General features: G+C 69.5%; 15 protein-coding genes. 9 read left to right on the forward strand and 6 right to left on the reverse strand.

The window, feature by feature from the left end; translation table 11 throughout:
* The gene (gene cydD / locus H4W30_RS35945) at positions 1-1,656 is read left to right on the forward strand and encodes a thiol reductant ABC exporter subunit CydD (RefSeq protein ID WP_225949973.1); all 1,656 of its coding nucleotides are present in this window, start codon (positions 1-3) and stop codon (positions 1,654-1,656) included.
* A gap of 76 nt (positions 1,657-1,732) precedes the next feature.
* On the forward strand, positions 1,733-3,283 hold the full coding sequence (gene cydC, locus H4W30_RS35950; protein ID WP_192746604.1) for a thiol reductant ABC exporter subunit CydC: 1,551 nt from the start codon (positions 1,733-1,735) through the stop codon (positions 3,281-3,283).
* Here the strand turns inward: cydC and H4W30_RS35955 are convergent.
* Positions 3,272-4,174, reverse strand: coding sequence for a glucosyl-3-phosphoglycerate synthase (locus tag H4W30_RS35955; RefSeq protein ID WP_192746605.1), 903 nt, complete (start codon positions 4,172-4,174; stop codon positions 3,272-3,274). The genes cydC and H4W30_RS35955 overlap by 12 nt on opposite strands.
* A gap of 51 nt (positions 4,175-4,225) precedes the next feature.
* Here H4W30_RS35955 and H4W30_RS35960 point away from each other — a divergent pair, with 51 nt between their 5' ends.
* On the forward strand, positions 4,226-4,900 hold the full coding sequence (locus H4W30_RS35960; RefSeq protein ID WP_126736376.1) for a lysophospholipid acyltransferase family protein: 675 nt from the start codon (positions 4,226-4,228) through the stop codon (positions 4,898-4,900).
* Positions 4,901-5,240: 340 nt separating this feature from the next.
* Here the strand turns inward: H4W30_RS35960 and H4W30_RS35965 are convergent, their stop codons facing one another.
* The 3 genes from H4W30_RS35965 to H4W30_RS35975 all read right to left on the reverse strand — a co-directional run bounded on the left by H4W30_RS35965 (position 5,241) and on the right by H4W30_RS35975 (position 8,579).
* Complete coding sequence (locus H4W30_RS35965; RefSeq protein ID WP_192746931.1) at positions 5,241-5,819, reverse strand: LOG family protein; 579 nt, start codon at positions 5,817-5,819, stop codon at positions 5,241-5,243.
* A complete protein-coding gene (locus H4W30_RS35970; RefSeq protein ID WP_126736377.1) occupies positions 5,819-6,604 on the reverse strand; it encodes an LOG family protein in 786 nt (261 codons plus the stop codon). The genes H4W30_RS35965 and H4W30_RS35970 overlap by 1 nt, the downstream gene beginning before the upstream one ends.
* A gap of 112 nt (positions 6,605-6,716) precedes the next feature.
* Entirely contained in the window at positions 6,717-8,579 is a 1,863-nt protein-coding gene (locus H4W30_RS35975) for a glycoside hydrolase family 9 protein (protein WP_192746606.1), read from the reverse strand.
* 182 nt (positions 8,580-8,761) lie between these two features.
* Between H4W30_RS35975 and H4W30_RS35980 the strand changes: the two genes are divergently transcribed.
* The 4 genes from H4W30_RS35980 to H4W30_RS35995 all read left to right on the forward strand — a co-directional run bounded on the left by H4W30_RS35980 (position 8,762) and on the right by H4W30_RS35995 (position 15,557).
* Positions 8,762-10,075, forward strand: coding sequence for a helix-turn-helix domain-containing protein (locus H4W30_RS35980; RefSeq protein WP_318780726.1), 1,314 nt, complete (start codon positions 8,762-8,764; stop codon positions 10,073-10,075).
* 278 nt (positions 10,076-10,353) lie between these two features.
* The gene (locus tag H4W30_RS35985; protein ID WP_192746607.1) at positions 10,354-12,621 is read left to right on the forward strand and encodes a M4 family metallopeptidase; all 2,268 of its coding nucleotides are present in this window, start codon (positions 10,354-10,356) and stop codon (positions 12,619-12,621) included.
* Between the two features lie 87 nt (positions 12,622-12,708).
* Complete coding sequence (locus H4W30_RS35990) at positions 12,709-14,298, forward strand: M28 family peptidase (RefSeq protein ID WP_192746608.1); 1,590 nt, start codon at positions 12,709-12,711, stop codon at positions 14,296-14,298.
* Between the two features lie 203 nt (positions 14,299-14,501).
* Positions 14,502-15,557, forward strand: a complete 1,056-nt coding sequence (locus H4W30_RS35995) for a chitinase (RefSeq protein ID WP_192746609.1) — start codon at positions 14,502-14,504, stop codon at positions 15,555-15,557.
* Positions 15,558-15,756: 199 nt separating this feature from the next.
* On the opposite strand, the gene H4W30_RS36000 is transcribed toward H4W30_RS35995, so the two are convergent.
* The gene (locus tag H4W30_RS36000; protein WP_192746610.1) at positions 15,757-16,476 is read right to left on the reverse strand and encodes a DUF3152 domain-containing protein; all 720 of its coding nucleotides are present in this window, start codon (positions 16,474-16,476) and stop codon (positions 15,757-15,759) included.
* Between the two features lie 111 nt (positions 16,477-16,587).
* Between H4W30_RS36000 and H4W30_RS36005 the strand changes: the two genes are divergently transcribed.
* Together H4W30_RS36005 and H4W30_RS36010 are read left to right on the forward strand one after the other, a co-directional pair.
* Entirely contained in the window at positions 16,588-17,838 is a 1,251-nt protein-coding gene (locus tag H4W30_RS36005) for a helix-turn-helix domain-containing protein (protein WP_192746611.1), read from the forward strand.
* Complete coding sequence (locus tag H4W30_RS36010; RefSeq protein ID WP_192746612.1) at positions 17,835-18,722, forward strand: aminoglycoside phosphotransferase family protein; 888 nt, start codon at positions 17,835-17,837, stop codon at positions 18,720-18,722. The genes H4W30_RS36005 and H4W30_RS36010 overlap by 4 nt, the downstream gene beginning before the upstream one ends.
* Here the strand turns inward: H4W30_RS36010 and dapE are convergent.
* A complete protein-coding gene (dapE, locus tag H4W30_RS36015) occupies positions 18,715-19,788 on the reverse strand; it encodes a succinyl-diaminopimelate desuccinylase (RefSeq protein ID WP_192746613.1) in 1,074 nt (357 codons plus the stop codon). The genes H4W30_RS36010 and dapE overlap by 8 nt on opposite strands.
* Positions 19,789-19,791: the final 3 nt, after the last annotated feature.

A 19,791-nucleotide genomic window follows, 5' to 3' on the forward strand; every position in this document is an offset into this window, starting at 1 on the left:
ATGCCTCCCCTTCCCGGCCTGCGCCGTCATTTCGGCGTGCTGGCCGTCCTCGGAACGCTGACCGCGGCGGCGATCCTCGTCCAGGCCGACGGCCTCGCGACGCTGCTCACCGGCGGCGGTGTGACCTGGGCTCTCGTGGCCGCCATCGCGGTGCGGGCGTTGCTCGCGGGTGTCCAGGGTTCGCTCGGTGGCCGGTTCGCGGCGACGGTCAAGGCCGGGCTGCGCAAACGGCTGCTCGGCGCGGAGGCGGAGAATCCCGGCACGATCGCGACCCTGGTGACCAAGGGGATCGACGCGAGCGACGCCTATCTGACCGGGTATCTGCCGACGGTGGTGCTCTCGGCGATCGTGCCGGTCGCGGTGCTGGTCCGGCTGTTCGCCGCGGATCTGTCGTCGGCGCTGATCATCCTCGCGACGCTGCCGCTGATCCCGGTGTTCGCGATCCTGGTCGGGCAGCACACGAAGGCGAAGACCGCCAAGCAGTGGTCGCTGCTTTCCAAGCTGGGCGGGCATTTCCTCGACGTCGTGCGCGGGCTCGGCACGCTCAAGGTGTTCGGCCGCGCGGAGGCGCAGGCGAAGACCGTGCGGGCGATGGCGGACGCACACACCGACGCGACGATGCGCACGCTGCGGGTCGCGTTCCTGTCCGCGCTGGTACTGGAACTGGTGGCGACGCTTTCGGTGGCGTTGGTCGCGGTGCCGATCGGCTTCCGGCTGCTGGAAGGCGGCATGGTCGTGCACACGGCGGTGCTGGTGCTGCTGCTCGCTCCCGAGGCGTACCTGCCGCTGCGGGCGGCCGGGGCGAAGTTCCACGCCAGCGCGGAAGGGCTCGCCACGCTGCGCGAGGCGCTGGCCGTGCGCTCGGAGGACGTCGTCCAGGGTTCGCGGGTGGCCCGCCGCGGCGCGCCGCGGATCGTGCTGGAGAAGGTGAGTGTCGCGTACGGCGACCAGAACGTACTGTCCGAAGTGGACATGACGATCGAGGCGGGCGAGCACATCGCGCTCGTCGGCCCCAGTGGTTCCGGGAAGAGCACGCTTTTGGCGGTTCTGCTGGGCTTCGTGACGCCGACGTCCGGCCGGGTCCTGGTCGACGGCGTCGATCTGCGCGATCTGGATCCGGCTTTGTGGCGGGCGGGGACGGCGTGGGTGCCGCAACGGCCGACGTTGTTCACCGGGACCGTCGAGGAGAACATCGCCATGGGCCAGGTGCCGGACGTCCAGGCCGCGGCGCGCGCGGCGGCGTTCGACGAGGTCGTGCGCGGGTTGCCCGACGGCTACCGGACCCGGATCGGCGAACTGGGCGCGCCGCTTTCGGCCGGTCAGCGGCAACGGCTCGGCCTCGCCAGGGCGCTGGCCCGCACCGAGGCGGGCCTGGCGCTGCTCGACGAGCCGACCGCCAGGCTCGACGCGGGGACCGAGGCGGCCGTGCTCGGCGCGACCCGCGAACTGCTCACCGGCCGGACCGCGGTGCTCGTCGCCCACCGGCCCGCGATGGCCGCGCTGGCGACCCGCGTCCTCGAAGTCCACGAGGGCGCCGTAAGAGCAGTAGGCGGAGCTGAAGACGCACCTCGGGCGGTGACCGAACGCGTGAACCCGCCACGGCCGAAGGCCGCGCTATCGCGGTGGCAGGACGCCACCTCCGCATCGGCGAGGTGAATGACCGGCCAGCGTCCTGCCGACGTCGATCGCGGACGCGGGTTCACCGACGAACACTGAGAGAACGGGAACTGGTGTGAACGTCTGGGGTGTGTCCACAAAGGACGCCATACGGCTGATCCGGGCCGGGCTGATCGGGGCCGGGGCGGAGATCGCCGGGCTGGCGTTGATGGCCACCGCCGCGTGGCTGCTGCTGAAGGCGGCCGAACAGCCGCCGCTGGCGTCGCTCACGGTGGCGATCGTCGCCGTCCGGACGCTGGCGTTGCTGCGTGGCGGCCTGCGTTACGCGGAGCGGCTCGCCGGGCACGAAGTCGTCCTGCGGTATCTCGGTGCCTTGCGGACCCGCGTGTACACGTCACTGCTGCCGCATCGGACCTCCCGGCATTCCGGCGGCGATCTCGTCACGCGACTGGTGTCCGATGTGGACGCGGTGCAGGACGCGATCCTGCGCTGCCTGCTGCCCGCCGGTGTCGCGGCCTTCGTTGGCGCGGTGTCGACGACGGTCGCGCTGATCGCCAGCCCGGCCGCCGGGCTCGTGCTGGCGCTCGGACTCGCCGTCGCCGGGATCGGCCTGCCGTGGCTGTGCGTGCGGATCACCGGCGCGGCGGCGGAAGCGAGCGCTCCGGCCCGCGCCGACCTCGCCGAACGGTCGGTCGAGCTGATCACCGGGCGCCGCGAGCTGATCGCCTACGGCGTCCACGAGTCCACTGTGGACGCCGCGCACACCGCTGTCGACGCACTCGCTTCGCGGGATCGGGCGACGGCGAACCGCACCAGCCTGCTGACCGCGGCCGGCATCCTCGTCCAGCTGCTGACCTGCGTAGCGATCGCCCTGACCGCCGGGGTTTCACCGCCGCTGACCGCGGCACTGGCGCTGGGCGCACTGGCCGTGTTCGAACTGGTCCTCCCCCTGACCGCGGCCGCCCAGCGCTGGGTCGAGGTCCGCGCGTCGGCCGAGCGCGTGCGTGCGCTGCTGACGGAACCGCCGCCCGAGCGCGGCACAGTGGCGCCCGAGCCGGGGCACCTGCGGCTCGAAGGGGTCGGCGTCCGGTTCGAGGGCAGGGTTCCGGCGCTGGACGGCGTCGACCTCGACCTTCCGCCGGGCAAACGCGTCGGGATCGTGGGGCCGAGCGGGGCAGGGAAGACGACGTTGCTGAATGTGCTGCTGGGTTCCGTGGCGCCGACGTCCGGGCGCGCGCTGCTGAACGGGAAACCGCTGGAGACCTACGATCCGACGCTGCTGCCGTCGGTGATCTCGGGCGCGCTCGCGGACGCGCACGTCTTCCACACGACGGTCCGCGAGAACCTGCTGCTCGCGAAGCCCGGCTCTTCGGATGCGGAGCTGCTCGCCGCCTGCGAGACGGCCGGTTTCGACCTGCCGCTGGATCGCGAAGTCGGCTCCGACGGCGACACGCTGTCCGGTGGGCAGCGCCAGCGGCTCATCCTGGCGAGAGCAGTGCTCTCGGCTCCGCCGATCCTCGTGCTGGACGAACCCGTCGAGGGGCTAGATTCGGAGCACGGCGACGCCGTCCTGGCCGATGTGCTCGCCGCCGCGCGCGGCACCGTCGTCCTCGTGACGCATCGCGAGTCGCAGGTGGCCGGGTTCGACGAGGTGCTACGCCTCTAGACCGCGCACTTCCCGCATCGGCGGCCGATCGCTCACCGACACCTCGGCGACCTCCGGCAGCCATTCGTCACCCACCTGCGCGAACTGGGTGAGCTGGGCCGGGTCGTCGGACTTGATACCGCAGCGCGCGAGCGCCGTCCCGAGGATCTGGCGCGCCATCACCCCCAGCTGAAGCAGCGAGCGGTTGCGATGCTTGCGTACGCCGAGGTTGACCTGGGCGAGCCCTTCGAGGCCGTAGCGCGCTTCGGCGTCGAGAATGAGTCCGATCTCGACGCCGTACCCGGCCGCGAAGGGCACTGACTCCAGGAACTCGCGCGTCGCGGCGTACTCGCCTCCCAGGGGCTGGATCAGCCCCGAGAGTGACGGGCGCAGCGCCGAGAGGACCGGTCGCGCCAGCAACTCGGTCACCCGGCCGCCGCCGCTGCTCTCCAGCCGCAGCGGCCGCCGGTAGAACCCCTTGACCAGGTGGACGCCGTTCTCGCAGAGCAGGGGGCCGAGCAGGGTCGGCACGAACGCCGGATCCGGATCGACGAGGTCGGAGTCGAGGAACACGACGACGTCACCGGTCGTCGCGGCCAGCGACCGCCACAGCACCTCGCCCTTGCCCGGTACCGGCGGCAGGTCGGGGAGCACATCCTCGCGGTGCACCACGCGCGCGCCGGCGCGGGCGGCGAGCTCGGCGGTGGCGTCGGTGGACCCGGAGTCCATGACGATCAGCTCGTCGACGACCGTGCCCAGCAGCGGGCGGACCGTGCCGACGACCTCGGCGACGGTGTCCTCTTCGTCGAGCGCCGGTAGCACGACCGAAACCGTCCGGTCACCCTTCGCAGCGACGATGTCTTCGACCGTCCAGCCGGGGTTCTGCCACGTACGCCGCTCGAACCAACTCATGAGTAGTGATCGTGCCATGCTGGAGTCCGACACCCTGTCGATGGAGGAACCTTGCTACCGCTACTCGTCCGATTCGTGCTCGGACCGCTGGTCAGAGCGCTGTACCGCCCCGAGATCCGCGGCGTGGAGAACATCCCCGCCACCGGGCCGGTGCTGTTGGCACCCAACCATCGGGCGGCGCTGGACACCGGCGTGATCACTTTCACGGCGATGCGGCAGGTCAAGTTCCTCGGCAAGGCGGAGTACTTCACCGGCCGCGGGCTCAAGGGCAAACTGATGGCCGGTTTCCTGGGCGGCCTCGGCTACGTCCCGGTCGAACGCGGCAACGCGCAGGCCGGTCTCGCCGCGCTGGAAGCGGCGCGGAAGGTGCTCGACGCGGGCGGCGCTTTCGCGATCTACCCCGAAGGCACCCGCTCGCTGGACGGGCGGTTGCACCGCGGCCACACCGGCGTCGCGGCACTGGCGCTGGCGACCGGCGCGAAGGTCGTGCCGGTCGCGCTTTCCGGGACCGAGAACCTGCAGCCCGCCGGGAAGCGGATCCCGCGGCGGGCGAAGATCACCGTCACCTATGGCGCGCCGCTGGACTTCTCGCGGTACGAGGGGCAGGACTCGTCGCCGGCGATCCGGCGCTCGGTGACCGACGAGATCATGTACGCGATCCTGGAGCTTTCGGGGCAGGAGTACGTCGACTCTTATCACAAACGGCCTGATCAGAGCGCTGCCTGACGGTTTTGCGGGGGCGAGGTGGTAGCAAAGGTCCCTTGCTCTCCTTCTGCGCGCACCAAGGGACTCTTCGCGCATTCCGGTGAGGCTGGCGCTGGGTGAAGTGCCGTGAAGGCCTCCTTCCCTCGGCTGAGCCGAGGAAACTCGCCCTTCGCGGCGCCCCAATTACGTGAAGGTCCCCTTCACAGCGCTAGGCGCAATGAAGGGGGCCTTCACGGACTTCGACGGTCACCTCGCGAAGCCCAGGTGCCCCAATGACCCCACTCGTCACAAGCAGCGCGCGTGAAGGCCCCCTTCCCTCGGCTGAGCCGAGGGAAGGGGGCCTTCACGCGCTACCCGAGCCCTACTTGGCCCACTTAGGCCGAGGCGGCGGCACATAGTCCGCGAAGCCGTCCAGAAGCACCGAAGCGTCCGAGTCGATCGAGAGCATGTCCCGGTACCCCGCCGACAAGAACCCCTCCGACACCATGTGGTCGGCGAACTTCAGCAGCGGCGCGTAGTACCCGCCGACGTCGACGAGCCCGATCGGCTTCTCGTGCAACCCGAGCTGCGCCCACGTCCAGACCTCGAACAGCTCCTCCAGCGTCCCCGCCCCACCGGGCAACGCGAGGAAGCCGTCGGACAGCGCGGCCATCTTCGCCTTCCGCTGGTGCATGTCGGCGACGACGTGCAGTTCGGTCAGGCCGGCGTGCGCGATCTCGACGCTGCCCAAAGCCTCGGGGATCACGCCGATCACCTCGCCGCCCGCGGCCAGTGCCGCGTCCGCGACGACGCCCATGGTCCCGACCGAAGCCCCGCCGTAGACCAGCCCGATGCCTCGCGAGGCCAGCAACGTCCCCAGGGCACGAGCCTCCTCGGCATACCGCGGGTCGAAGCCCATCGAGGAGCCGCAGAAGACGCAGATCCGGCGCGGCGCCGCCATCAGTGGGTGTCCTCCCATGCCTGGTACGACTCCTGGACGACGCGCACGGCGTCGTCGATGTCGTCGGTGACGTGCAGCAGATCGAGGTCCTTCTCGCCGATCTTGCCCTCGGCGAGCAGCGTCTTGGCGATCCAGTCGTACAGCCCGCCCCAGTAGTCGCTGCCGAACAGCACGACCGGGAACTTCGTGACCTTCTTCGTCTGCACCAGGGTGAGCGCCTCGAACAGCTCGTCGAGCGTGCCGAAGCCGCCGGGCAGGCAGATGAACGCCTGCGAGTACTTGATGAACATGGTCTTGCGCGCGAAGAAGTACCGGAAGTTGACGCCGAGGTCGACCCACGGGTTCAGGCCCTGCTCGAACGGCAGCTCGATGCCGAGGCCGACGGAGAATCCGCCCGCCTCGTTGGCGCCACGGTTCACCGCTTCCATCGCGCCGGGGCCGCCGCCGGTCATCACCGCGAAGCCCGCGTTCGCGAGCGCGCCGCCGATCTTGCGGCCGAGTTCGTACTCCGGGTGGTCCCGCTTGGTCCGCGCCGAACCGAACACCGTCACCGCGCGCGGCACCTCGGCGAGCGCGCCGAAGCCCTCGACGAACTCCGCCTGGATCCGCAGCACGCGCCACGGGTCGGTGTGCACCCAGTCGCTCGGCCCCCGCGAGTCCAGCAGGCGCTGGTCGGTGGTGCTGCCCTGGTCACGGCGATCCCGCCGCAGCACGACCGGGCCCTTGTGGCGCTCGATCGGACGTTCCGGGTACTGGCCGTCGGGGAACTCGCTTGTCTCACTCACCCCGCCAAGCCTACGACGTCGTCACCGTCCGGAACGGCGGCATCGCCGCGAACAGGAGTTGTCGGATACGCGAACGCGGGGCCCGCCGGTGAGCGGGCCCCGCGAGCACGACTCAGGAACGGCCGGTCAGCGCGAACGCGAGCATGGCCGTCGAGGTGAAGTCGATGGCGGGCTCGTTGCTCGGCCACGACGCGAGGTCGTCGGCGTAGCGGGACTCGGGGGTGTCGAAGGCTTCGAAGGGCTTCCTGCAGTCCTTCGATCCGGGCGGGAGCTCCATGTGCTCGAAGTTCTCCGCCCCGTTGGGGCCGTTCACGACGGCGCCGTAGAGCAGTTTCTCCTCGCCCGCGAGGTTCGCCGCCTGGTGGTGCGGGCAGCGCGGATACGTGGTGCCGACGCCGACGACCAGCGAGATACCCCAGGCGTTCGCGCCGAGGGTGAAGTTCCGCTGCTGCGAACCGAACGCCGCGTATCGGCGGTCACCGGTCAGGTCCGCGTACAGCCGCTCGGTCGCGGCGAACCCGAAGCTCTTGCTGGCCGCGTCGAATTCCTTCACCGAGACGGCGGTCCGGAAAGGACTCTGAGCCGCGCTCGCGACACCTTCGTCCAGCTGACGGCGAAGGTCGCCGATCAGTTCCTTCGGGCCGAGCGCGGCACCCGGGACACCGTGCCGCAGGAGCTTCGCCAGTTCGGCGTGCGCCAGCGCGCTGGTGTCGTACAGGTTGAGCGTGCTCTTCTCTTCGTGGTCGATGTAGGCCTTCGCCCAGTGCGCCGCCTGCCGCGTCCATTCGGCGGACCGCGGGTCACGCAGGGCCTTGGCCGCCAGGGCCAGCTGCGTCGCGCCGAGTTCCATGTCGTCCCGCCAGGACGACTCCGGGTAGTACGCGTGCGGGAACGCGGTGACCAGCTCGCCGACGTTCTCGGTCTTGGCCTGCGCGAAGACCGACGAGGCTTCGGCGAGGTACTCCCTTGCCAGCGCGGGGTTCCGCTTCGCCTCGACCTGGGCGCCGAGCGCGAAGGCGGCGGCGACCCGGCCGGCCAGGTTCGGGCTGAGCCCGGACCCGCCCGGGTTCGCCGGGAAGACGGGCCGGTGCTTCACGAAATACTTGGGGTCACCGGGTTTCACGTCGAGCGGATCGTCGTCGTGCGGGTTCCGCCAGACGTCGTGGTCGCCGAGGAAGCCGAACTTGTCGCTGCCCGTGCCGATCCCGACCTGGGCGTAGAGCGTCTTGCTCTTCTCGTCCCACATCTTGTCGAGCCAGTCGAGACCGAGCTTGACCTCCGCGGCCAGCGCCCGGTCGTAGTCCTCGCGGAGCACGTAACCCAGCTCGGCCAGCGAGTACGCCGTGTTCGAGGTGAACTTGACGAAGTCGCCCGCGTCGACCCAGCCGCCCTCGACGTCGATCGGGCCGCCCGCCGGCTTCAACGGTTCGGTGATCTCGTCGCCGAATTCGCCGCCGAACGACGGCCATTCGTAGATCGTGGCCTGCTTGTCCGCCAGATGCGAGGGTTTGCGGTCGAGACGGCCGGGGATGATGTCGTCGCCGTCGCGCTGTGCCTGGAAGAACTCGTTGGTGGCCCGGACGAGCGGCGTGAAGAGCCGGTCCTTGGTGTCCACCCGGAACGTCGGCGACGTCGCCTTGGTCTCGCCGGTGACCTCGATCCGGTACTTGCCCGGCAGCCAGACCTTCGACAGGTCGAGCTGGTACACCGCCGGGTACTTCGCGTTCCACGCGCCGAGCGACTGCCCGGTCCGTCCACGATGGACGGTGCGACCGCGTTCGTCGACCACCGAGAACGAACCCGGCGCGCTGGAGAGGAGATAGGCGTGCTTGGTCTCGGTGATGCCGTAGCCGACCTGGTCGACCCGGACCTCACCCTGCACCGCCGCCGCGGCCGAAACCGCCGGAACCGTCAAACCCCCGAGGACCAGTGCCGACACCGCGGCCACCGTCCGGGACCAGGAACTCACCATCATCGGCGCCCCGCTCACATTTAGTTAAGAAAGTTTCCTTTTTATTGCGCAAGACGCTAGCCCGCCGAGCGCCACCAGTCAATATGTCCGTTTCGCCGGTCGGAAGTCACCGGATCCGGCCGTTGTTGGCGGATATCCGTCCAGCTCAGGCCGATGCCGAGCGGGAAATCGTCTACCGTGGATCGGTGCCGCCCAGCGCAGAACCACTCGGCGCGCGGATCCGGCGGCTGCGCCGGGCACGCGGGCTGACTCAGCGTGAGCTCGCCGAGCCGCGCTACGACCGTGGTTTCCTCGCCAAGGTCGAGTCCGGCCGCCGCCTGCCCTCGGACGACGTGCTCTCCCACCTCGCGCGGCGGCTCGGTCTCACCGCGGACGAACTCCGCTTCGACCGGCCACCCGGCGCCGCTCAAGAACTCGGCGACGCGCTCGAGGCCGCGTATCGCGAGTTGCAGAAGGGCGGGCTTGAAGCCGCCGAGCGCGAGTTCGCCCGGGTGGAGCGCCTGGCGGCGGAGTACCGGCTGCCGGACGTCCAGTGTCACGCGCGCTTCCATCTCGGCGAGGTCCAGTGGCAGCGCTACGACATCCCGTTGGCGGACAAGGGATTCGCGCACGCCATGGAACTCGCCGATGCCTCATCGCCCCGGTTGCGCGCGATGATCGTCAACCGCGTCGCCGCCTGCCGCGCGCTTTCGGGCGACCTGGGCGCGTCGGTCGCGCTCGTGGAGAACGCGCTCGCCGATCTCCGCGCCACCGGCGCGAGCGATCCCGACGCCGAACTGGCGCTCGTGACCGCGTTGATCCACCCGCTGATCGAAATGGGCGCGCTCCGCCGCGCCCGCCGGGCCGCCGAGGAAGGCCGCCGCGTCCTTCCTTCCGCTCGCCACGCGGAAATCGCCGCGCGCTATCACCGGCAGGCCGCGCAACTGTGGCAGGAGATCGGCCTGGCCGACCGCGCGGAGAAGGACCTTTCGCGGGCGCTGCGCCTGTTCACCTCCCTCGGTTACGACCGCGACGCCGCCCGGTGCCGCTGGGCGCGCGGCTTCCTGTGGCGACGGCTGGGCAAACTCGACGAGGCGCACGCCGAACTGCGGCTCGCCCGCGACCTCCTGGCCAAGGCCGGTTCACGGGAAGGTGTACTCGGCGCGACCATCGAACTCGCCGATGTCCGCCGCCGCCAAGGAAAACTCGACGAGGCGGCCGAACTCGCCGAAGGGATCCGCCCGCTTCTGGATCGATCCCCCGATATCGAGGCAAGGGCCGAGGTTCTCCGGTTACTGGGACTCATCGCCCGCGCGCGCGGCGACCTGCCCGAGGCCACCGCGCTACTCGAAGAAGCCGCCACCGCACAGGAAAAGTCCGAACTGCGCGGCGCGCTGGTCGCCACCGCACTGCATTTGGGCGACACGTTGCGCGCCCGCGGATTAATCGAAAAAGCCGCGGAGGCCTATCGCCGCGGCGTGCGCGCGGCCACTATGTCCGATTTCGGGCCCACCGGCTGAAAACCATACGAAAGTCGCCATATATCGCACATGGCGCGAAAAACTCTTACTACACAGGCATTTCATTCCCCGCATGTGGATCTTCGCCCGCGCCGCTAGGCCATCCGGCCCATTGACGCACCTCGTGACCGGCTCCTTTACTCGGACGTGTCCATCGGGATAACTCCAGTTATCCGAATGGGCACGCTCCCCGTCCCCCGCCGTGCGCCCGCCAGGTCGAATTCCCCGCCGCGCCTGTAGGCCGGACGGGTACACGGTCCTGCCCATGGAAGGTTCACATGACCGTTCAGCGAGGGCTCAGAACAGGGTTGGCGGCCGTCGCCGGCCTTGCCCTGAGCATGACGTTCCCGGTGACCCCGGCGAACGCGACCACCGCCACCGTCCAGCCCGCGAGCCCCGACGCCGTGGCCGCGAGCGCGGCCGACCGGGCCGCCGCGACCGGCGTCGACCAGCTGCGGAAGGGGGCGGAGGAAGACTTCCGCCGTGTCGGGCTGACCCCCGGCGGCGGAGGACTCTTCTACGCCGCCTACGAACGAACCTATCGTGGCCTGCCCGTCGTCGGCGGGGACGCGGTGGTGGTCGCCGACGGCGCCGGGCGCGTCCGCGGCACCAGCGCCGCGGAGACCGCGGCGATCTCGGTCGACACCAAGGCCAGGATCTCCGCGGCGAAGGCGACCGAGGTCGCCCGCGGCCAGCTGTCCAAAGTAGACAGTATGGTCGCGCCGAAGCTCGTCGTGCTGGCGGGGAACTCCCCCAAGCTCGCCTACGAGGTCGTCGTCGCCGGCACCAAGGCGGCGAACCCGAGCAACCTGCACGTGTTCGTGGACGGCACGACCGGCGCGGTCCTCGAAACCCGTGACGACGTCAAGATGTCCAACTTCCCTGCCGCCGCACCGAAGGCGGCGGCGAACGAGGTCGGCACGCTGGGCGCCGGGAACAGCTACTACGCCGGCAACGTCACCATCGACACGACGAACTCCGGCGGCACGTACACGATGCGCGACCCGCAGCGCACCAACATCAGCTGCGCCCGCCAGAACAGCTCGCCCTTCAGCGGCCCGGACGACAACTGGGGCAACGGCTCCGGCACCGACCTGGAAACCGCCTGCGTCGACGCGCTCTTCGGCGTGCAGACCGAGTGGAAGATGCTGGGCGAATGGCTCGGCCGCAACGGCATCAACGGCAACGGCGGCGGCTTCCCCGCCTACGTCGGCCTCAACCAGGCCAACGCCTACTGGAACGGTTCCTCGACCACCTACGGCCGCTCGTCGGACAGCCAGCGCCAGGCCACCCCGATGGACGTCGTCGCGCACGAATACGGCCACGCCATCTTCCAGACCACGCCGGGCGGCGCGGGCAGCGGCAACGAGAACGGCGGCCTCAACGAGTCCACCGGTGACATCTTCGGCGCCATCACCGAGCACTACGCCAACAACGCCAAGGACACCCCCGACTACGACGTCGGCGAGGGCGTGAACCTGGTCGGCCGCGGGCCGATCCGTTACATGAACCAGCCGAGCCGGATCTCCGGCAACCCCGACTGCTACTCGTCGTCCATCCCGAACACCGAGGTGCACGCCGCCGCCGGACCGCAGAACCACTGGTTCTACCTGCTGGCCGAGGGCACCGCGCCGGTCGGCAAGCCGGCCAGCCCGACCTGCAACAACACCTCGATCACCGGGATCGGCATCCAGAAGGCCGGGAAGATCTTCTACAACGGCCTGCTGAAGAAGACCTCCAGCTGGAACCACAAGGCGGCCCGCAAGGCAACCCTCGAAGCGGCGCTCGCGCTGTACCCGGGTTCCTGCACCGAGTTCAACACCACCAAGGCGGCGTGGGACGCCATCAGCGTCACCGCGGCGACCGGTGAGCCGACCTCGTGCACCCCGCAGGGCAACGACTTCTCGGTCGGCGTCACCCCGGCGTCGGGCTCGGTCAAGCCCGGCGAGTCGGCCACGGTCACGGTGAACACCGCGACCACCAACGGCACGGCGCAGTCGGTTTCGCTGAGCGCGAGCGGCCTCCCCGCCGGAGCGACCGCGACGTTCAACCCCGCTTCGGTGCAGTCCGGCGCCTCCTCGACGCTCACCATCGCGACGTCGGCGAGCACGCCTGACGGCACCAGCACCATCACGGTGACCGGCACCGGGGCCAGCGGCGCGCGCACCGCGCAGTACAAGCTGACCGTCGGCACCGGCGGCGACGTGCGCACCTACACCAACGACACCGACTACGCGCTGAACGACTACGGCACGGTGAACAGCCCGATCACCTCGACCGCCACCGGCAACGCGGTCTCGCCGGTGAAGGTGTCGGTCACCGGGACGCACACCTGCTCCGAGGACCTCCGCATCAGCCTGAAGGCCCCCGACGGCAGCACGTACTCGGTCAAGCCCACCGGTTCCTTGCCCTGCACCGATCTGGGCACCCGGAACTACTCGGTGAACGTGACCAACGAAGTCGCGGCCGGTACGTGGACCCTCGTGGTCTACGACGCCTACGCCCAGGACACCGGCACGCTCTCCAGCTGGTCGATCACCGTCTGATCCCCGTTCCGTGAAGGCCTCCTTCCCTACTTCAGCGTGGGGAAGGAGGCCTTCACGGACCATCACCTCAGAAAGGAAGACCCCGGCATGAAGTGGGGAAAGCGAATAGGAGCGGCCATCGTCGGCATGGCCGCCGTACTGGGTGTCGTCACGGCACCCGCGCAGGCGGTCACGGCCGCCGCCGCACCGGACATCTCGCTTGCCAACGTCAAGGCGCATTTGAGCGCATTGCAGACCATCGCGAACCAGAACGGCGGCAACCGCGCCGCCGGGCGGCCGGGCTATCCGGCGTCGGTGTCCTATGTGGCGCAGAAGCTGCGCGACGCGGGCTACAACGTCACCTTGCAGTCCTGCACGAGCTGCGCGGGCTCGAACCAGAACATCATCGCGGAATGGCCGCAGGGTGACGCCAGCCAGGTCATCATGCTCGGCGCACACCTCGACAGCGTCAGCGCCGGCCCCGGCATCAACGACAACGGCTCGGGTTCGGCCTCGATCCTCGAAGTCGCGCTGACCCTGGCCCGCGAGAATCCCACGATGGCCAAGCGGGTCCGCTTCGGCTGGTGGGCCGACGAGGAGTCCGGCCTGCGCGGGTCCAAGTTCTACGTGAACAGCCTGCCGCAGACCGAGCGCACGAAGATCAAGACCTACCTGAACTTCGACATGATCGGCTCGGACAACTGGGGTTACTTCGTCTACGACGACGTCGCTTCGGTCAAGGCCGTGTTCGACGAGTACTTCCGCACGATCGGCATCCAGACCGAGGGCGACACCGAGGGCGACGGCCGTTCGGACCACGCTTCGTTCAAGAGCGCGGGCATCCCGGTCGGCGGCCTCGCGACCGGCGCCGGATACACGAAGAGCGCGGCGCAGCAACAGAAATGGGGCGGCACCGCCGGAAGGGCGTTCGACAGCTGCTACCACCGCGCCTGCGACACGCTGTCGAACATCCCGGACACCCCGCTGGAGAAGAACAGCGACGCGATCGCGTACGCGCTGTGGAAGCTCGCCGTCGGCACGTCGACTGGTCCCGACTTCTCGCTCGGTCTCTCGCCGTCTTCCGGCACCGTCCAAGCGGGACAGTCCACAACCGTGACGGTCAACACGGCGACGACTTCCGGTTCGGCGCAAGCGGTTTCGCTGAGCGCCAGCGGTCTCCCCGCCGGAGCGACCGCGACGTTCAACCCCGCTTCGGTGCAGTCCGGCGGCTCCTCGACGCTCACCATCGCGACGTCGGCGAGCACCCCCAACGGCACCAGCACGATCACGGTGACCGGTGACGGGACCTCGGTGGACCGCACCGCGCAGTACACGCTCACCGTCGGCGACGTCAGCGTGCGCACGTTCACCAACGGGACCGACTTCGCGCTGAACGACTACGCGACGGTCAACAGCCCGATCACGTCCAGCGCGACGGGCGCGGCGACCTCGCCGGTGAAGGTCTCGATCACCGGGACGCACACCTGCTCCGAGGACCTCCGGATCAGCCTGAAGGCCCCAGACGGCAGCACGTACTCGGTCAAGCCGACCGGTTCCCTGCCCTGTACGGATCTCGGCACCAGGACGTACTCGGTGCCGGTGACCAACGAAGCCGCTTCCGGCACTTGGACGCTCGTGCTCTACGACGCCTACGCGCAGGACACCGGCACGCTCGACAGCTGGACCATCACCGTCTGACCATCCGAATAGCGAAGGCCATCTCACGAGGACACCCGGCCTCGTGGGATGGCCTTCGTGCGTGAGAGGGATTTTCGGGCAACTCTTCGATATCTGGTCTAGACCACCCGATCGTCGGTAGCGTGGGCCGGGTACCGCGACCTATGTTGAGCCGAACGGCCGCTTCCTGTTCGTTCAAACCGCTTTCGAGATGGGAGCTGGGTATGTTCGGTCGCGTCTCACGGCTGCTCGCAATCACCGGCGCGGCGGTACTCGCCGTCACCACCCTCGTCGCACTGGGCTCGGCGCAGGCGTCACCCGACGCCGAGGTCTGCGCGGTCAAATCGAAGCCCGCGGGCAAGGTCCTGCAGGGTTATTGGGAGAACTGGGACGGCGCCTCGAACGGCGTCCATCCGCCGATGGGCTGGATCCCGATCACCGACGCCCGCATCAAGGCCAATGGATACAACGTGATCAACGCGGCCTTTCCGGTCATCCTGTCCGACGGAACGGCGAAATGGGAGGATGGGATGGACGCGACTGTGAAGGTCGCGACGCCATCCGAAATGTGCGCCGCGAAGGACGCCGGTGCGACCATCCTGATGTCCATCGGCGGCGCCACCGCGGGGATCGACCTGAATTCGGCGACCGTGGCGGACAAATTCGTCGCGACCATCGTGCCGATCCTGAAGAAGTACAACTTCGACGGGATCGACATCGACATCGAAACCGGCCTCACCGGCAGCGGGAACATCAACACGCTTTCGGCTTCGCAGAAGAACCTCATCCGCATCATCGACGGCGTCCTCGCCGCGATGCCGCCGAACTTCGGGCTCACCATGGCGCCGGAGACCGCGTACGTCACCGGCGGCAGCGTCGTCTACGGCTCGATCTGGGGCGCGTACCTGCCGATCATCAAGAAGTACGCGGACAACGGCCGGCTGTGGTGGCTGAACATGCAGTACTACAACGGAAGCATGTACGGCTGCTCCGGCGATTCGTACCAGGCCGGGACGGTCCAGGGCTTCGTCGCGCAGACCAACTGCCTCGACAAGGGCCTGGTGATCCAGGGCCAGACGATCCGTGTCCCCTACGACAAGCAGGCCCCGGGCCTGCCCGCGCAGGCCGGCGCCGGCGGCGGCTACATGTCGCCGAGCCTGGTTTCGCAGGCGTACCGCAGCATTCCGGCGCTGAAGGGCCTGATGACCTGGTCGATCAACTGGGACGGCTCGCGGAACTGGACCTTCGGCCAGAACGTGAAGTCGCTACAGGGCCGCTGATCCTCGTGTCGTCCGTCTGATCACGCGTGTCGTCCACCTGATCACGCGAGTTCGCCTTCCAATCACGCGAGTTACGCCTTCAAACACGCGAGTTCGCCTTCTGATCACGCGAGTTACGAGTTCGGTCACGCGGGCTCGCCGTGTGGAACCGGCGAACTCGCGTGATCAGAGGCGTAACTCGCGTGATTGAAGGCGTAACTCACGATTCGCCGGTCGGGATCGGGTCGTCGTACTCCCCCGAAGGACCCGAGTGCTGCTTCCCGTCGGGGTAGGGCCACGGATTCGGGGCGCAGCCGTGCAGGCCGAGCGTCTGCTGCTGCATCACCGGCGCGAGCGCGCCCGGCACGGGACATTTCTCGTGGCCGCGCCCGAGCCGGTGCCCGACCTCGTGCGTGACCATGTACTGCCGATAGACCGTCAGCGGCGCGCCGTAACCGGGCACGCCGTTCGCCCAGCGCGCGACGTTGAGCACGACGTTGTTCCCGTTGCGGCACGAGGTGTAGCCGTCGGGCCTGCCGCACAGCACGTCCCGGGTCCCCGGCGTGGCGAGGTGGATCGTGAAATCGGCCGGATCGTCCGGGCCGACCCGCTGCAACCGCCATCGCCCGCCGGCGGTCCAGCCGCGCGGATCCGCCAAGGTGAGTTCGACAGTCTTGGTGAAGTCGTCGACGCTCACACCCGCGATGTCGGCTTCGACGGCAAGGCGGTACCGCAGCAGCCTCCCCGAGTGTCCAGCGACCGGACCCTCGCCGAGTGGGATCTCGGCGGACGGCGGCGCAAGCACGGGCTTCGGCGCGGAGGACGACGTCGTCGAGGGAACGGTCACCGGTATCACGGCGGGAGGGGCGACCGCATGGGTTTCGCAGCCGGACACCACCAAGACGCACACGGCGAGAGCCAGTGCCCGGCGCGCGGTCATCGGTCCTCCCGGAGATCTGCGGTCACATCGAGGAGTACGAGCAGGCGCCTGGAGAGGTTGTGGGACCGCGCGCGCAACCTTTCGGCGCGCCCGCCCGTATCGTTCCCGTTCATGGGCGAGGAGGTCGGCGGACGGCTACGGCGGCTCCGCGCCGAACGCGGCCTCACCCAGCGTGAACTCGCCGAACCGCACTACACCGCCGCGTATGTCTCGTCCGTCGAGACGGGCGCGCGGACACCCTCCGGTGACGCGGTACGCCATTTCGCCGCGCGACTCGGCGTGGACACCGGCGAACTGCTCGGCGTGACGTCGCCCCGCGACGACGTCCGGCTCGACCTGGACATCGCGGCCGCCGCGGAGGACTTCCTGGCGGGGAAGGGTTCGGCGCCGAAGATGCGGCGGCTGGCCCGGCGAGCCGAGAAGATCGGCCGCCACCGCCAGGCCGGGCTCGCCTGGCTGTGGCTCGCGCGGTTCACCGAGGGCGACGCCAGGACGCGGTCGGTGGCCGCCGCCGAGGCCGCGCTCGACGGCGACATCCCGCCGTACCGCGAACTGGCCGCCGCGTTGCGGGCGAACGCCCTGATCGACCGGGGCGAGCCGCATCACGCGATGCACCTGCTCCGGACCGCGCTCGACGCGAGCCTCGGGCGTCATCCGCATCCGGTGCTCCTGCTGACCCTGCACGCGTACCTCGCCGACGGGCAGCTCCGCCTCGGCGAGAACGTCCTGGCCGCGCAGCACGCGGGAGCGGCTCTTCGACTGGCTCGCGGTGAGGAGATCCTGACCGAGCTCGCCGAGAACCAGCGACGGCTGACCGAGTCCTATCTCGGCGAAGGACGGCTGGCCGACGCGGTCGCCGCCGTGTCGGCCCTGCACGACCTGCTCCACGAACGCGCACTGCGGCCGGTGCTGGCGCGGTGTCTGTTCGCGCGGGCGCTGCACCGACGTGCCGACGACCTCGAAGGCGCTCTCGCGGACCTTCGCGCGTCACGCGCGGCGGCACCCGATCACACGGTCACGCTGGAGCTCGCCGACGTTTGCCGGGAACTCGGTCGTCTCGACGACGCCGCCGCGCTACTGTCCGAAGCGACCGAAGCCATCCCCGAGGACTCGCCGCTGTCCGCTTCACTCACGTACCAGCAGGGCTCACTGGCCTTGGCCCGTGGAGACCTCGAAACAGCCGAAGCAGGCTTCGCGCACGCCATCGACGTAGCCGCCCTTCACGACACTCGCGGCGTCTTGGCAGCTTCGATCGACAAAGCGGGAGAGCTCCTTCGCGATCAGGGGCGCTTCGAAGAGGCCGCGGACCTACTGCGGCGTGGACTGCTCCTTCTCGGAGCCGAGGAGGACGTTTCCCAGTGACCGAAGTGGACTTGCAAGACATCAGTGCGCGTTTGGTGAACCGGTTCGGCGCCGACGCCGACGGATGGCTCGCCGGGGTCCCCGCCCTCGCCGCGCGGCTGGCCGCCCGATGGGACTTCGAGCTCGGCGAGCTGTTCGAAAGCGGGGCTTCGTCCGTCGTCCTGCGCTGCCGTTGGTCCGACGGGACACCGGCGGTGCTCAAACTCAGCCCGGACGGGGCACTGCTGACCAAACAACTCGAAATGCTGCGGGTGTTCGCGCCCTCGGGCCGGGTGCCCGCCGTCCTCGCCGCCGACCCGGACGCCGGCGCGATGGTGCTGGAAGAGATCCGGCCGGGCACCCCGGCCGAGGACCTGCCGCCGTCGGCCCTGCCGGGACAGTGGGGAGAACTGCTCACCGCGCTGCATTCCGTCGCCCCGCCCGCGGATTGGCCGTGGAGCCTGCGCGGCCGGTTCGAGGAGTCGTTCGACCGGATCGGCAAGCGGATCACCGAACCGGCCATCGCCGCCAGGATCAGTCCGGACACCTGGCAGCGGGCGATCGAACGCTGCGAAAAGCTGCTGGACACGCAGACTGGAGTCGTGTTGCTCCACGGCGATCTGCATCTCGGCAACGCCTTGGACGGCGGCTCGCGCGGTCTGATCGCGATCGATCCGAAGGCGTGCGTGGGTGATCCGTGCTTTGACGCCGTCGACTACGTGGTGAGCGGCGCCGGGCACGAAGGCGTCGAGGCCCGTTGCCGTTCGGTGGCGGACGCGTGCGGGCTCGACGAGGAAAGGCTGTACGCCTGGAGCCGCGTGGTCGCCCCGATGTTCGCCATCTCGCATTTGACCTACGGCGGCCCAGAGCAGGCCCTCGGCGAATGGCTCGCCCTGGCTAGCTGAGGAATTCGCGCAGCACCGCGGCGACCTGACGGATCTCGCCCGCGCGCACGTTCTCCTGCCGGGTGTGCGCCAGCGTCGGGTCACCTGGACCGAAGTTCACCGCCGGAATCCCGAGAGCCGCGAAGCGCGCGACGTCGGTCCAGCCCAGCTTCGCGACCGCCTTGCCTCCCGCCGCGGCGACCAGCTCGGCAGCGGCGGGAGCGCTCAACCCGGGCAGCGCGCCAGGCGACAAGTCGACAATCTTGCCGTCGTAACCCTCGAAGACCTCGCGAAGGTGCGCCTCGGCTTGTTCGGCGCTCCTGTCGGGCGCGAACCGGTGGTTGATCGTGAGCACGGCTTCGTCCGGGACCACGTTGCCCGCGACACCACCGCCGATCTTCGTGGCCTGCAAGCCTTCGCGGTAGGTCAGGCCGTCGATGTCGACCACGCGCGGCGTGTATTCGGCCAGCCTGCGCAGCGGCTCGGCGAGACCGTGGATCGCGTTGACGCCCATCCAGCCGCGCGCCGTGTGCGCCCGGACGCCGTCGACGCGGATCTCGATCCGCATCGTGCCCTGGCAACCGCCCTCGATCCCGCCGTTCGACGGCTCACCGAGGATGGCGAGGTCGGCTCGCAGCCACTCGGGCAGCTCGCGCTCGATGCGACCGAGACCGTTCTTCGTCGCTTCGATCTCTTCGCAGTCGTAGAACACGAAGGTGATGTCGTGCCTCGGCTCCCGGAGCGCGGCGGCGAGATGCAGGAAGACGGCGTCGCCGCTCTTCATGTCGACGGTGCCGAGACCGTGCAGGATCTCGTCGTCACCGGTCCCCTCACGGCGCACGGGCAGGTTCTCGTTGACCGGAACGGTGTCGAGATGCCCGGCCAGCAGCACTCGCGACGGGCGGCCGAGGTTCGTACGCGCGAGGACGGCGTCACCGTTGCGGATCACCTCGAGATGCGGCGCCTGCGCCTGGAGCGCGGCCTGCACGGTGTCCGCGATCACCTTCTCCTGCTCCGAGACGCTGAAGATGTCCACCAGCGCGGCGGTGAGGTCGACGGGATCGGCGTGCAAGTCGAGCGAAGGCATGCC

The sequence above is a fragment of the Amycolatopsis roodepoortensis genome (genome assembly GCF_014873915.1).
GTDB lineage: Bacteria > Actinomycetota > Actinomycetes > Mycobacteriales > Pseudonocardiaceae > Amycolatopsis > Amycolatopsis roodepoortensis.